The sequence below is a fragment of the Psychromonas sp. Urea-02u-13 genome (assembly GCF_002835995.1).
Classification (GTDB): Bacteria; Pseudomonadota; Gammaproteobacteria; order Enterobacterales; family Psychromonadaceae; genus Psychromonas.
Window position 1 is genome coordinate 1 of record NZ_PJBZ01000109.1, and the last position, 14773, is coordinate 14773.

General features: G+C 37.3%; 7 protein-coding genes and 3 pseudogenes. 5 read left to right on the forward strand and 5 right to left on the reverse strand.

The annotated features are described in order from the left end of the window. Positions 1-1679 (reverse strand): annotated as a pseudogene (locus CXF74_RS19075) (collagen-like protein); the annotation flags it as partial. A 544-nt stretch (positions 1680-2223) separates the two neighbouring features. Between CXF74_RS19075 and CXF74_RS19080 the strand changes: the two are divergent. Continuing rightward, positions 2224-3353: pseudogene (locus tag CXF74_RS19080) on the forward strand (ISAs1 family transposase). A 96-nt stretch (positions 3354-3449) separates the two neighbouring features. Here CXF74_RS19080 and CXF74_RS19085 read toward each other — a convergent pair. Next, a complete protein-coding gene (locus CXF74_RS19085; protein ID WP_101084128.1) occupies positions 3450-4148 on the reverse strand; it encodes a response regulator transcription factor in 699 nt (232 codons plus the stop codon). A gap of 285 nt (positions 4149-4433) precedes the next feature. On the opposite strand from CXF74_RS19085, the gene CXF74_RS19090 reads away from it, so the two are divergent. The 4 genes and pseudogenes from CXF74_RS19090 (at position 4434) to CXF74_RS19105 (ending at position 11857) form a co-directional block, all read left to right on the forward strand. Continuing rightward, positions 4434-5084: a response regulator gene (locus tag CXF74_RS19090; RefSeq protein ID WP_157822457.1), complete on the forward strand. Its 651-nt coding sequence runs from the start codon at positions 4434-4436 to the stop codon at positions 5082-5084. 206 nt (positions 5085-5290) lie between these two features. Beyond that, positions 5291-6303: pseudogene (locus CXF74_RS19095) on the forward strand (HD domain-containing phosphohydrolase). Continuing rightward, positions 6287-9901, forward strand: coding sequence for a response regulator (locus CXF74_RS19100; protein WP_198552926.1), 3615 nt, complete (start codon positions 6287-6289; stop codon positions 9899-9901). Before CXF74_RS19095 ends, CXF74_RS19100 begins: the two are co-directional and overlap by 17 nt. Positions 9902-10393: 492 nt before the next feature. Further along, positions 10394-11857 carry an HD-GYP domain-containing protein gene (locus tag CXF74_RS19105; protein ID WP_232772592.1) on the forward strand — a complete coding sequence of 488 codons (1464 nt, stop codon included), beginning with the start codon at positions 10394-10396 and terminating at the stop codon, positions 11855-11857. A gap of 411 nt (positions 11858-12268) precedes the next feature. Here the strand turns inward: CXF74_RS19105 and CXF74_RS19110 are convergent, their stop codons facing one another. From CXF74_RS19110 to CXF74_RS19120, 3 genes are all read right to left on the reverse strand, one after another. Then, positions 12269-13015: an alpha/beta hydrolase gene (locus CXF74_RS19110; protein WP_101084131.1), complete on the reverse strand. Its 747-nt coding sequence runs from the start codon at positions 13013-13015 to the stop codon at positions 12269-12271. 209 nt (positions 13016-13224) lie between these two features. Continuing rightward, positions 13225-14106, reverse strand: a complete 882-nt coding sequence (locus tag CXF74_RS19115) for a hypothetical protein (protein ID WP_101084132.1) — start codon at positions 14104-14106, stop codon at positions 13225-13227. 241 nt (positions 14107-14347) lie between these two features. Then, positions 14348-14773 (reverse strand): hypothetical protein (locus CXF74_RS19120; RefSeq protein ID WP_157822458.1); only part of this gene is annotated, 426 nt, incomplete at its 5' end.

The following is a 14773-nucleotide window of genomic DNA, read 5'->3' on the forward strand; positions in this document are numbered from 1 at the left end:
CCTTTATCACCATTTGTGCCCGCTAAACCACGGTCGCCTTTATCACCATTTGTGCCCGCTAAACCACGGTCGCCTTTATCACCATTTGTGCCCGCTAAACCACGGTCGCCTTTATCACCATTTGTGCCTGCTAAACCACGGTCACCTTTGTCACCTTTGCCACCATCTAAACCGCGCTCACCTTGAATACCATTAGTTCCATTTGTACCCGCTAAACCACGGTCGCCTTTGTCACCTTTGTCACCATCTAAACCACGCTCACCTTGAATACCATTAGTTCCATTTGTACCTGCTAAACCACGGCCGCCTTTGTCACCTTTGTCACCTTTGCCACCATCTAAACCGCGCTCACCTTGAATACCATTAGTTCCATTTGTACCCGCTAAACCACGGTCGCCTTTGTCACCTTTGCCACCATCTAAACCACGCTCACCTTGAATACCATTAGTTCCATTTGTACCTGCTAAACCACGGTCGCCTTTATCACCTTTGCCGCCTTTGCCACCATCTAAACCGCGCTCACCTTGAATACCATTAGTTCCATTAGTTCCATTTGTACCCGCTAAACCACGCTCACCTTGAATGCCATTAGCCCCATTTGTGCCAGCGAAACCACGATCGCCTTTGTCTCCTTTAGCGCCTATTGCACCAGTTAAACCACGCTCGCCTTGAATACCGGTTTCACCATTTATTCCTTTTTCGCCAGTTGCACCCTCGGGACCTATTTCACCCTGAGCACCGGCGATACCCTGATCACCCGTTTCACCCTGAATGCCTTGAATACCTTGAGCCGTATCTACACTCGCTAGATTTAAATCTTCCTGATTTTCATTGTTGGTATCGGCAGTATTTGGCATCTTGATGCCGTTTATTTTTTCTTCTACTGCAGCTTTGGTTAGCGTATTTCGATAATTAATAATAATTTCATCAGTACGATCAGCGATGACAGTATCAAGTTCTTCATAAATATAATCATAAACAGCAGCAATGAAACGAGGCTTGTTTTCATTGGTTACAACGACGCCGAAGTGATCGGTTATCATTTCTGATAATTCTTGGTTTAATAATATGACCGCTTTAGCAACTTCTTCCGCTTTCGGTGAGTCGATGTCAATCGTACGATTCGCAATGTTATCTGTTCTTGCCATCGTTGAATCGAACTTTTCAAGTTCTTTATTGAGGTAATCGCCCATCATTACATCTGCATTGATGATGCCCGTCTTATTTTTGATTAAAGTAACTGCATTTCTTAATGACAATCCTTTTTGCTCTATCTGGTGCTTTACCAAGGTAGTTAAAGGAGATATAAAATGGAGTGATTTAGCCGGCGCGCTCAAAAAATAGCCTTTTTCAACTATTAAACCACTCTCATCATCTATTGTTAGGCCTGCTACAATTTCTGCAACAATGGGGTATTTCCCTAGACTATTGACTGGAATATCAAGGGTCCATGCCCCATCTTTAGACGACAGAGTGGAGGGCTCTCCCTCATCGCATAAGTTATTCAAATTACTGTCTAAGCAAATTTGTGCAAAGACAGTAAACCCGGCAACCTTCCCGCTTTGAGTGACGGTTTCGCCCTCTAAACTCTTCGGGTTACATCCTGAGAGTGCCAGGGCACTCAGTATTAATAAGCACATTATTAATTTTCTATCTGTACAATATTTTATATTCATCATACTAACTTCTATTTTCATCGTATTTATTCTATCGACATACTTAAATTTTCAATAAATTAAGCTTGTCGATAGGGCTTTGGCTAAGAACGTCTATGGCGTTCTTTTTAAGGTTAAATGTTCGGCGTTAGCGGATGATTTAACGTTAAAAATTTTTTACATTTCAAGACCTTTTTTAGAGGGCTCTTTAAATAAACGGTTGTAATAGCAACTATATTTGATTTGTGATTGACTTATGTTTCACGTAAGGTGGTTAGGCACAGTAACGCCAAGACCCAAAACTCTTGAATTTTGGACACAGGAATATCGTTAGCGCGATTAATCAAGCTATGTTTAAGCAGTGATTTTTAGGGGATCTTTTTTCTCTAATCGTATTAGATGAAGGGCAAGATTACGAAGTCGTACTAATTATTTGATGTTTTTTAATGGCTTTTTGGATCGTGAACTTTGAGACTTAAATCTATTGATCTACATTAGAGAAAGGATCACGTTGAAGATCAATTTCTAATGTGATCATATGCTTCTTTTTATACAATGAAGAAGTCATATGAGCCAAGAAACGTTAATAAATCAACTCTCTATAATTCGTGATTTTCGCCAACCAGGTAAAGTACAACATGAGTTAATTGATGTGCTTTTCTTGGCTATCACAGCCGTCATATCTGGCTGTGAAGGCGGGGAGGAAATAGAAGACTTTGGTCATGATAAATTAGATTGGTTAAGACAGTATTTACCTTTCGAACAGGGTATACCATCCGATGATACTATTTCACGAATATTCCAAATAATACAGCCGAAAGAGTTCCAAAAGAGCTTTGCTCAATGGATGAAAAGTTGCTGTAAAATGACGCATGGTGACATTATTGCTATTGATGGAAAAACCTTAAAAGGTTCCTTTAAGAAGAAAAATAAAACAGACAGTATCCATATGGTCAGCGCTTTTGCATCAGCTAACTCGGTGGTTTTAGGGCAAGTTAAAACGAATGAAAAATCCAATGAGATCACGGCTATTCCCACGTTATTGGACTTGCTTGATATTCGTGGATGCCTTATAACGATAGATGCCATGGGGTGTCAGACCAAAATAGCAAAAAAATAGTAGATAAAGGCGGTGATTATCTTTTACCTGTCAAAGGAAATCAGAGCCGATTGCAAAAGGCATTAGATACTATCTTTTCTATTACCCGGTTAGAGTCAAAAGAAACAGAAGCTTATACGAAATCTGAAAAAGGCCATGGTCGAGAAGAAACGCGCCACTGTATGGTTGCTGATGCAAGTGAGATTGGTGACTTAGCTTTTGAGTGGAGTGGGTTGAAAACACTTGGTTATGTTGTTTCTTTTAGAGCAGAGAAAGGCGAGGCTAGTGTGGCAACGATAAAGTTCTATATCAGCTCAGCAGAACTAGATGCAAAGTCCCTTTTAACAGCAGCTAGAGCGCATTGGTCAGTAGAAAATAATTTGCACTGGCAACTTGATGTTTCGATGAACGAAGATGCCTGCAGAATTAGACAAAAGAATTCCACTGAGAATTTAGCAACAGTACGTCACGTTGCTTTAAATCTGTTAAAAACAGATGGATCTTTTAAAGGTGGAATTAAAAGAAAACATAAACAAGCAAACCGGAGTGATAGTTATAGAGAGGCAATAGTCTCAGGTCTATCTCTGATATCGGTTTAAATGAGTCGAATAGGGTAAGAAGTGTGATCTAAGACGGTTCGTAATCTTGCCCTTGTATTAGATGCTGTTAATTGACGTCTTATGTGATTGGTCATATTACTCAAGCAATGTCGAAATGAGGCTATATCCTTTGCCTCTAAAGCTTTTAATACCACCTTCTGGCACATTTAATTCAGTTAATACTTTCTTCAGTCGTGAAACGCTGACATCAACCATGCGGCTATTTCCGTCATACAACACACCTTTGATAGCGAGTGATATCTCATCTCTTGAAAGAATTTCATCAGGATTGAGTAGGAAAAAATAGAGTAGTTCAAGCATGTCATTCGACACCGACAGTGCCGCTTGATCAAAACGACAGGTATTGTTTTGTTTATTGATATTTAACAAACCAACGTAGAGTGAGTGGTTTGTTTGGCTGTTTTTTGCTTTCTTAAATATATTGGCAATTTTTAGCTTAAGAATATCGATCGACTTAGATTTAGAAACAAAGTCAGTGGCGCCAAGTTGTAACGATCGTACTTCTGCCGCTTCATTGTCTTTTGACGTTAAGAATACGATGGGGCCAGCAAAAAAAGTCCTTAGTTTTTTAAACACATCAAAACCATCCATATTTGGCAATTCAATGTCTAAAACCACTAAATCAGGCTCATGAAACATCGCTTTTCTATAAGCATGGTTACCATCAAAAACTTGATATACCAGATAGCCTTCAAGTTCTAATTGATCTTTAATGATGGTAGAGACAAAACGATTGTCTTCAACCAGAAGAATTTTATAACATTTATTTTGCATGTGAGACCAATTTTAGTTGCTAGGAAATACCAAAAAACAATAATGGAAGTGTGATACAAAAATGCAAAGTAGCGCTTTGTATAACGGTTTAAGTATGCCAAAATTATGTTCGTTTTTACTGCCAAATTGTTACCAGATAAAGTCTAGTTCTTCCTCTGATAAATATAACATTCATTTTTTCTATCTATCTTGTTGCTCAAGAATATTTTTGAAGGTTAACATCGTAAGACAATAATTCGCCTACATTTAATGTAACGGCAGTGTAACTAAGAGAAGGGGGGGATCTTGAAATACCTTTTTGTTGAAGACCAATTTATTATTATTGAATTATTAAAAGAGTTAGCGCATAGCTTACGACTTAATTTTGAAATTACTGAAACTGCTGAGCAAGCACTGCAACTCATTAAACAGCATCACTTTGATGTGGTTATTTCTGATTACCTATTACCATGCATGAATGGGGCTGCGTTAACAAAAGCTATTTTAGAGATAAAAGCAGAGACACGAGTCTATTTATGTACCTCCTCGATTAAGGAGAAAGACGCTGAGCAATTTTTGACTTTCGGAGGGTTGGGCATCATTAATAAACCCTTAACCAAATCCAAGTTAGAGAAAGTGATCAGCAAAGTTCAACCACAAAATAACGTGACAGAAAGCATTCATAAAAAATACCTGCCTAAATACGTTCAATTCCTGAGCAGTGAACTCAATAATCTTGAAAAGTTAGTCTCAGAGAAAAAAGTCGGTGCAAATGGTGATGATTTACATCATGCTATTCACTGCATTAAAGGTGCTGCCGATGTTATGAATGACCAAACACTCAGCCATTTATGCAAACAGTTACTCGATAAAGAATCTGCATGCTATGCACCTGACCAGTTTGACTCGTTTTTAAATACAATTAAAAACTTTATCAGATCAAATTCCGACTCATGATGTGCTTACAATTTGAATCTAAGGAATTTTAAAAATAGGTAAATAAGTATTATGTTACCGCTGTGTAACCGTGGCAGTAACATGATTCAGTCTCACGTATTATCACTCCTTACTTTGAAAGTGAATCTTAAAGTAAACATGACCTAAACCGTTCATCGCGATCGCTAATGGGTTATGTGAAATGAAAGATTATTGGAGCTGTACGCATGAAGAAAAATATTTTGGTTGTAGATGATGCACCTAACAACCTGAGAATACTGATAGGTATTTTATCGCAAGATTATAATATGGTCGTGGCAACGAATGGAAAAAAAGCACTAGAAATATCATTAAGTAACCATTTAGATCTTATTTTGTTGGATGTCATGATGCCTGAAATGGATGGTTTTGAAGTGTGCCGACAATTAAAGTCACAGCTCAAAAGTAAAGATATCCCAGTGATATTTGTGATGGCTAAATCCGATCTGTTAGCTGAAAGCACCGGCTTTTCAGTCGACGGTGTCGATTACATTACCAAGCCTTATAACCCCGTTATTATCAAATCTAGAATTAAAGCGAAGTTAGCGCTGTTTGAAAATAATCAGCGTCTTGAAATGTTGGTGAAGCAACGAACCCAAGAGGTAGAAAGTACACCGCTTAAGCTTATCCGTAAATTAGGAAAAGCCGCTGAATATAAAGACAACGAAACAGGTTTACATGTTGTTCGTATGTCGCTCTACGTGAAAGAACTCGCACAAAAAATCAGTAATGATGAGCAATGGATAGACCATGCTTCGCCAATGTATTATCTCGGTAAAATAGGTATTCCAGATGAAATATTATCTAAGAAAGGAAAACTGAATGCTGAGGAGTGGGAAATAATGAAAACGCACCCTATGATTGGACAGAAAATTATAGGTAAAGAAACGTCTCCACTCTTAGCAATGGCGGCTGAAATAGCGCTAACCCACCATGAAAAATATAATGGTAGTGGTTATCCTAATGGATGAGTGGCGAAGATATTCCGTTAACGGCACGTGTGGTTGCCATTGCAGATGTTTTTGATGCATTAACCAGTGAGCGACCGTATAAAAACGCATGGTCGATTGAAGATGCATTAGCATTTTTGACAGACAATGTTGGCAGTCATTTTGACCCGATATTAGTCCCTCATTTTTTAGATTGTCTTCCTAATATATTAAAAATACATGAAAAGTTTAAAGATGAAAAATCACAGTAATTTACACAGCACCGTTGATTATCTTACTGAAAAGAGATCAACCAACACGATTTATGGTTTTATTTTTGTCATCATAACTATCGTGGTCTCTGTCAATATTGGCGCCTATAGCTTGAATAAAGTGACCTTTGCCATTGAGCGTTATTCATTGGCCGGAGAGCTACTGTTGTCGTTAGATAATTCGCGATTATCAGAATTGCTTTTCTCTCGAAATAAAGGCAAAAAAGAATCTATTGTTGCGCAAAAAAATGCACGTCTTTCTATCAAGTTATTAGAAGAATTTCATGCAACCAATGTGGACCAACATATCGATACGCATGCCTTACTAAAACTGGGTAAAAAGTATCAAGGACACTTAATAAACTACATTGATTTGGTATTATCACAGGATCAACAACTAGAAGCGTTAGGGCTGTCTGCCAGTGAAGTTAGCTCAAGAGCCAATGAGCTATTACTGCTACAAAATACAGGTATACACCGCATTAAAGATTATCTGCAATTTGATATTAAAAATATTAATGAGATTGTTAATGACTCTATTTTTATCGATGACTTAAGTGAAGATGTTTTTGTTCTGCTAAAAAACACAGAAGCCTTGTCGAGCTCTCGAAAAGGGCATGCGTTATCTGATTTAAAGGGTAATACGCAATTAATTGTAGATAAAATTACTGATGATAATGATGATAATGATGATAATGATGATAATGATGATAATGAAGATAACCTACAAGATTTAAAGCGAGAACTCATTGAATTTATAACCTTTCTAAACCTCATCCCAACGAATCAAAAGCATAACCTCTCTGCTAAAACGATTAATAGCGTGATGCAAAAAATCGTAAAAATAGAAAAAGAGATGATTGAGTTAGATCAACAATACGGCAGTTATACGCAAAATATTACCGCTGAAGCCATTACTTTATATGAAATTATTAATACTAGAATAAACGCATCAAATGACGTGAGTAAACTGCTAACGCTTATATCAGAAGCAAGACAGGCCGACAGTGATTTTATTTTAGCGCCTGACTTAAATGAGCGCTTGTTATTAAAAGATATGTCGATCAACGCGTTAACCCAAATAGATACCTTAATCGCAAAAATGAGGGACTTAGTACATGATGCAGATGAACTTGACCTGCTGATTAAATTAAAAAACAGCGTGAGAATTTATAAATTTCAGTCTCACCGCGTGGTTAAGTCAGTGATCACGAGTGATCAGCAAACTAAGTATTTACATGAGACTGCATTATCAGCCAGTAAGAAACTTTCTATGCTCAGAGAGCTGCGTTTTGAACAGATGCAAGAATCAAAAAAATTAACTAAGTACAGCATATTATTAGCGATATTGTTAGTTATCGCGTTGGCTATTTTAGTGTTCATTAATCGCCGTTATGAAGGCAATTTGATTAAGCTACAAAGACAGTTGAAGCAAGCATTAGAGCGTGCGAAAGATGCAGATAAAGCAAAGTCTGAATTTCTTGCCAATATGAGTCATGAAATAAGAACACCAATGAACGTTATCATTGGTATGAGTTACTTAGCATTAGAGACAACGTTAAATGAAACACAACGAAACTTTATCGAAAAAGTAAATCTTTCTGCTAATAATCTATTGGGGATCATCAACGATATTTTGGACTTTTCTAAAATCGAAGCTCGAAAATTGTCGCTAGAAAACATTGAGTTTTCGGTGCCTCAAGTGCTTAAATATTTTGCAGATTCTATTTCTAATTCAGCTGCAGATAAGAAATTAGAATTATTAATCATTGTTGATAAATCAGTCCCTGAGTATTTAATGGGTGACCCATTACGTTTAGGACAAATACTGATTAATTTGGGCTGCAATGCGGTTAAATTTACCCACCAGGGTCGCATCATCGTTAACGTATCGGCAAAAAGTGAACTTGATGGCACTGTGGAACTTGATTTTTCAATCATGGATACCGGCATTGGTATGTCCCAAGATCAAATTAAGTGTTTGTTTTCCTCATTTTCACAGGCAGATGCATCAATAAGCAGAAATTACGGGGGAACCGGTTTAGGGCTCGCTATCTGCAAGAATTTAGTGGAGCTGATGTCAGGTAACATTGAAGTAAAAAGCATCATTGATGTCGGTTCAACCTTCTTATTCTCTGTGAACCTTAAACGGGCAAGAAACGTAATTGAAGCTGAGCCGGTACAATCTAAAAAAACAGTGACACTGATTTCTGACGAGATTAATGTAATCGATAATTTATCTGGGATGGCCTCAACGTATTGCGCCAAAATGTCTACATTAAAATATTCGACATTGAGCAATTTATCGTTCAGCGGAGATAACGCCTCAAACAATCTATTATTAATAGATTTAGGTATCGACAAAAAAGAAAACATCGAAGTGGTTAAGTCTTTTCTTGATAACCTAAAATTAGCAAAAGACACTAAAATATTTTTATTATGCTTAAACAAAACCGTGATTGAAGTTGAGTTTTCACCTTACAAAGACAACATTGTTGTTATTGAAAAACCCTTGTTATCCTTCATATTTCCATCCTTATTAAGTGAAGAAATCTGCGCTGACGCTTTCCTTGATGCACCTCTATTAGATTGCAGTCATACACTGCAAGGAAAGCATATTCTTTTGGTTGAAGATAATGTAATAAATCAAGAGTTAGGTATTGAGTTATTACAAAGTAAATGTGCGATTGTAACGGTTGCAGATAACGGTGAAAAAGCCATCGAGTTAATCAAAGAACACGCGTTTGATTTAGTATTAATGGATTGCCAAATGCCGGTTTTAGACGGTTATAGCGCGACAAAAATTATTCGAACGCAGTTAATGAACCTCGACTTACCGATTATTGCACTCACTGCAACCGCGCTAAAAGAGGACCATATAAAGGCGATCGATGCTGGTATGAATGACATTATTACCAAACCGATTAATGTTGAAGAGATGTATCAAGTTGTTTTTAAGTGGTGTGGAAAAGATGACTTTGCTTTGATACAAAAACATGAGAAGAGTGCGCAAGCAGAAAACGATTTAGAAGCAATGCCTGCAGTGTATATAGAAGGGGTGGATATCGTAGCAGGGGTGGATATCGCAAATAATAACCGTGAACTTTATTTTAAGTTGCTGTTAAATTTTTCCTATCAACTGGATGATTTACAACTCAGCGTAGCCGTGAATAATGAACTTTTAACCTGTGATGGCAAGTTATCAGATGAAGCGCTTGAAAAATTACATCTGGTGAAAGGATTAGCGGCCAACTTAGCCATTAACAGTGTTTATAACCTCGCTGTTGAATTAGAAAATGAGCCTGTGACTAACGAGTCTATTCGCTATTTTGACGAAGAGTTATCACTTGTTTGCCAAGAAGTTAAAGCCAAACTAAGCACCCCAAAAGTAATCGTTAAAGCAAAGGTTTGCCATGTAAAAAGGGGGGATATTATCAATGCACTCACAGAATCTAATGCGATAATTTTTGATCTTTTACAAGAAACATCAGAGATTGAACTGAGTTTAACAAACATTCAATTTATTGAATTAACACGACTTGTCGATAATTTTCAATTTGATGCAGCGTTAACTTACTTCAAGAAATCGATTCAATAACGGTTTTCAATAACTGCATTAATAACTACATGTAGTCGCCAATTCATATGCCGAGGCTGCTATTCTGATTCGATTTTATCTGCCATCAGAATAGCAGAGGGGCGTTTGGATTGGCTACTAATAATGTGTTATCTCACAACCGTGATCGATAGCGTGAATAATCAAAGTAATAAAATCGCTCTGCCTATTAGTTTCATCGTTTCATACTAAGCTAAGAGCAAACAATTTTCATTATTCAGATGGCGCATACATTCAGTGTTATTAGTCGGGAAAGTGTATGTCATGGAGTTGTTTTTTATAATTAAATTGTTTTGGTTGTCACTTAAATAAAAAGTTTTGTTTTTTAAAGCTTTGATTTTAAATGGCATTTTGTGAGGTGAAATACGTTCGGCCGAGTGCGGTTAAAAACAGTGTGATTTAATATAAAATGATAATAGTATCTCGCCCAAAAGTACGTATACTTGCCCGCTTTTTCAGATAAAGAGCCCATCTATGACGATGTTAACGCGAACAAAACAACGCGCAGCCCTGCATTATTTTATTGCTACAGTGGTATTTGCTATTTACGGTGGCCAAGTCTGCCCATTTATTGAGTCAATTTCGATTTGGCAGAGTAGCGCCTATTCATTAGTAACCTTTAGCCTTCTATTTATGGCAAGAACCCTGTTGATTCAAGAGGGTGGTGCATTTAAAAATGCGCAGCGAGAAGTTGGGCTTTTTCTGTTTGGCGCTGTTGCACTCGCCAGTTGGTATTTTAGTGTTTATGACTTCCCGATAGAAAGTGGTTTAAAAGTCCTGTTTGGTATTGGCTCGTTAGGCGCACTGATCAGTTTAGATTTAGCACTACAGGCACAAATTAAACATTACCCACTGACTGAATACACAAAATTGCCAGAAAGCATGTCTCACATGGGACACTCTATCGCAACACAACTGGCCATTTTAGTCATATTTATTGTGCTAATGTTAACCACTACTCTTACCATGGTGATGATTAAAGACATTCATTGGTTAAGCGAGAGCTTCGGCCGTGTTGACGAGCATATGGCGAAAATCAGTATTATTAAAGAGTTTGTCTTTGTCGCTCTCATCCTCATAACCTATACCTGTACCATTATGTATCACTGGTTGCAGCTATTACGTTTATTATTAGGTAAGCAACAAAGTGCGTTAATTGCAGCTGCCAATGGAGATCTCAGTGTACGTGTGCCGGTATCACAGCAAGGTGAGTTAGGTATTATTGCCTTTTATACGAATATCATGCTCAGTAAACTTGCACAAAGTAAAGACGAAATAACACAAACACGTGATGTGGCGATTGTGGGTTTATCAGCATTAGCCGAAGCGCGTGATAATGAAACGGGAGGGCATATTTTACGTACTCAAGAGTATGTACGCGCCTTAGCTATTCAACTGCAAAATCACCCTAAATACCGTGATTACCTGACCGCTGAAACCGTGGATTTACTCTATAAATCAGCCCCGTTACACGATATCGGTAAGGTAGGTATTCCCGATGCAATTTTGCTAAAACCAGGAAAACTCAGCGATGAGGAATTCGTTATTATGAAAACCCACGCAATGATAGGCGCTGAGTCTCTTGCTATAGCGGAAAAACAGATGGGCTCAAATAGCTTTTTGTCTATCGCACGTGAAATCGCGCTCAGCCACCACGAAAAATGGGATGGTAGTGGTTACCCTTATCAATTAAGTGGTGATGATATTCCGCTTTCTGGGCGTTTAATGGCATTGGCAGATGTTTATGATGCACTGATTTCTAAACGAGTTTACAAACCTGCTTTTAGTCATGATAAAGCCAAAGAAATTATCTTAGCTGGCGATGGCAGTCACTTTGATCCCGCTGTTGTAGAAGCCTTTATAAACTGTGAACAAATGTTTGTCAGTATTGCGCTGACTTATAACGACGAAATAAAGAATGATGAAGTAACGAACTAGGAAATAATAAATAGGCTTTGATTTAGGGACATAGAACAAGCAACCAAAGCCGACCACGAAGCCACTGCGTTACACAGAGGACACGAAGAAAACCTTCAAGCTTGTTTTTCCTTCGTGCCTTCGTGGTTAATTGCTTTTGAACTTGTTAAGGCGTGGTCGCGTAAATAAAACATGCTCGAGCATAAAACCAAAGCCGACCACGAAGCCACTGCGTTACACAGAGGACACGAAGAAAACCTTCCAGCTTGTTTTTCCTTCGTGCCTTCGCGGTGAATTGCTTTTGAACTTGTTAAGGCGTGGTCGCGTAAATAAAACATGCTCGAGCATAAAACCAAAGCCGACCACGAAGCCACTGCGTTACACAGAGGACACGAAGTAAGACTTGCAATCTTGTTTTTCTGTGTAACCTTATTAGGTGTTTTTAATTGAGTGGCATGTTTTATTTGATAGGAAGCGATTAATTATCTGGATCACTTTCTCTTTAACAATAACAGAGCCGTAATCAGTCAGATCCATATGTTTTGAGTTCGCTATTTCGATTATACAAACAGCATAACGTTTTCGCTCTGAGGGAGTCAGCAGGACACCTTTTTTAATTGGATACTCAGGTGACGTTATAGATAATACTTTTAACTTTTTATTCTTTGGTAAAGTGACACGTTTATGATCTAAGGTTATCAATTGCTTAACATAAGAGCTATTTTCGTTTGCCAGCCACGTAGAAATATCCCCGCCATTAGAATGCCCAATTAAAGTTAACTGCTTAAAATTATAATTAATAAAGCGTTTCGATAATTTATCTTGCACGACCTCTAATGTTTTTGCACCTCTTTGCCAATTCTCAATTCTTGTTTCATATAGATCCCCGGTTCTAGATAAAGGAGGATCAGAAGGTAATTCATGATCAATTGAAACAACAAGATAATTGAGCTTAGTCAGTAAACCGGTGAGAAAAGTATATTTCTCATAAGGAACTCGATAACCCGCACTAATGAAAATTACTTCACATGGACGACTAGATTGGCAAGCTTTAACATTATCTGGATATGCTATGGAAATAGGAATATTTCGATCCCTTGATTCATCGTATATATTCGCATGTTCTGCAAAACTCGAAAGCGATAACAACGCGAGCAATACGCCGACTAAATAATTCATTTGAGCAAACCTTATTAATGCCTCGTGCTGTATTAAGCGGAGTAAAATTGTTGGTTATAACGTGTAAAGAACAGAGTAGAACAAAGTAGGACATCCCAACCTTTAAATTAACTGTCATCGTGAAAAACTGATCAAAAAGATTGGGATGTCCTCGACCACCCAGCGAATCATAACCACTGTTTTAAAACTGTTTAAATTCCTTGTAAGCATTATTTTTCAAACTTTATAACCGAATAATCTATTGCACAACTATGCTTTTCTTTTAAGTGGTCATATACTCCAAACCATTCTAAAGAAAGCCCAACTCTTTCGTCATTTTCTAGTTGGATTTCATATTGACATTTTTCAAAGCCAGCCTTTTCTGCATAGCCTTGCCACATAGATAAACTCGTATCTCTACCTTCGTTAATTACTGACTCTGTTAATTTTCTATTTAGTATATGCTTTTGAGAAATTGCGAATACAAAGCCATCAATGATATCTGTAAGGTCAAGCTTGATACCTTCGGAAAGCATTTTCTTCGGAACATTAGCTTTTAATAAATCTTCGTAACTATAGTAGATGCTGAAATGCGCAGTTCGATTTGAAGTGCTTTGGTCGTAGCGCACTCCAGTTGTAAACGATCTAACAGGCAATGCGCTGTGTTGACTATGACCTCGTAATTTGCAACCAACTACGTAATGCAAGTTGGATTCATAAATTTTGTCACGATGAGCTTGGACTTTTTGTTTTGTAGCTTCGTCATTCGTTAATTCGAAAGAAAGACAGCGGTTTTTGTCCTTATTATAATGCCAATCAAGGTATAGTTTACTTAGGTTAAATAAGTTAAAAGCAAGCCTGTTCAATGAACTACGAATCTCATGATTTAGTATATAATCTGCAAACGGGGACGATACTGATCTTAAATTCCAATAGTTTACTTTGTTTTTGTAGTCCCAATAAGCTTCTATTATTTGATCATAAATGATTTCAATATCTAAAGCTTTAACCAATAGTTTTCTCAAGTCTAAGCTCTTTTTAATTTCAGCGTCAGAGATTTCAAACGTTCGACAGTCTACTTTTTCTGTGTTGTATACAAATAAATTATTCATTCATCACTCTCCAATAATGCTAACGAGGCTGTAGAATTTCTCCTTTTTCAGAAAAAACACACTTTCTCGGGTTTTTATTACATTTAAAAACAAGGCCTTATAAATCATGAGTTTACATGGATTTATAAAATCCGAGATATTCTACAGCCTTAACGCTGCATTAAGCGAACTAAAGCAGTGGGTTATAATGTGTAACGAAGCGAAGCCTAACCTACTGTTTTAATAGCGTTTAAGTGTCTTGTTAGCTTTCGTTTGATAGTAAAGCAAACCCGTATTCCCCCCTAGGAATATATTGCGAATGGCAATTGCTGCAACTGAACTTATCCAAGTTTCTAATTTTTTCTTCCGGTATAACAATTATTTGCTCACAACTTTGGCAAGCAACATCATATGTTTTGTAGGTGAAAGTTACCTTCTTTGAGGTTTTATCTACATTAGCAGTGAATAATGCACCACATTTAAAGTTACTGCATTTACGAGTAAGGCCATGTTTAACTTTATTCGTTGCAAATGCAAAATCGTGTTCACAAACAGGACATTGGTTAATTTCAATGTTATTGATTGTTAATACGATATTTCCCTTAGCATATTGTTTTAGTTGTTTAGCAATTGGTAAAATTGATTTTTTAATTTCTCTCTGCTCTTCATTTTGTGCTTTCTTTGGTTC

Excerpts from the sequence above, each read along its gene's own strand:
- CXF74_RS19115 (WP_101084132.1), bottom strand. The coding sequence starts at position 14,106 with ATGAATAATTTATTTGTATACAACACAGAAAAAGTAGACTGTCGAACG.
- CXF74_RS19110 (WP_101084131.1), bottom strand. The coding sequence starts at position 13,015 with ATGAATTATTTAGTCGGCGTATTGCTCGCGTTGTTATCGCTTTCGAGT.
- CXF74_RS19105 (WP_232772592.1), top strand. The coding sequence starts at position 10,394 with ATGACGATGTTAACGCGAACAAAACAACGCGCAGCCCTGCATTATTTT.
- CXF74_RS19085 (WP_101084128.1), bottom strand. The coding sequence starts at position 4,148 with ATGCAAAATAAATGTTATAAAATTCTTCTGGTTGAAGACAATCGTTTT.
- CXF74_RS19100 (WP_198552926.1), top strand. The coding sequence starts at position 6,287 with ATGAAAAATCACAGTAATTTACACAGCACCGTTGATTATCTTACTGAA.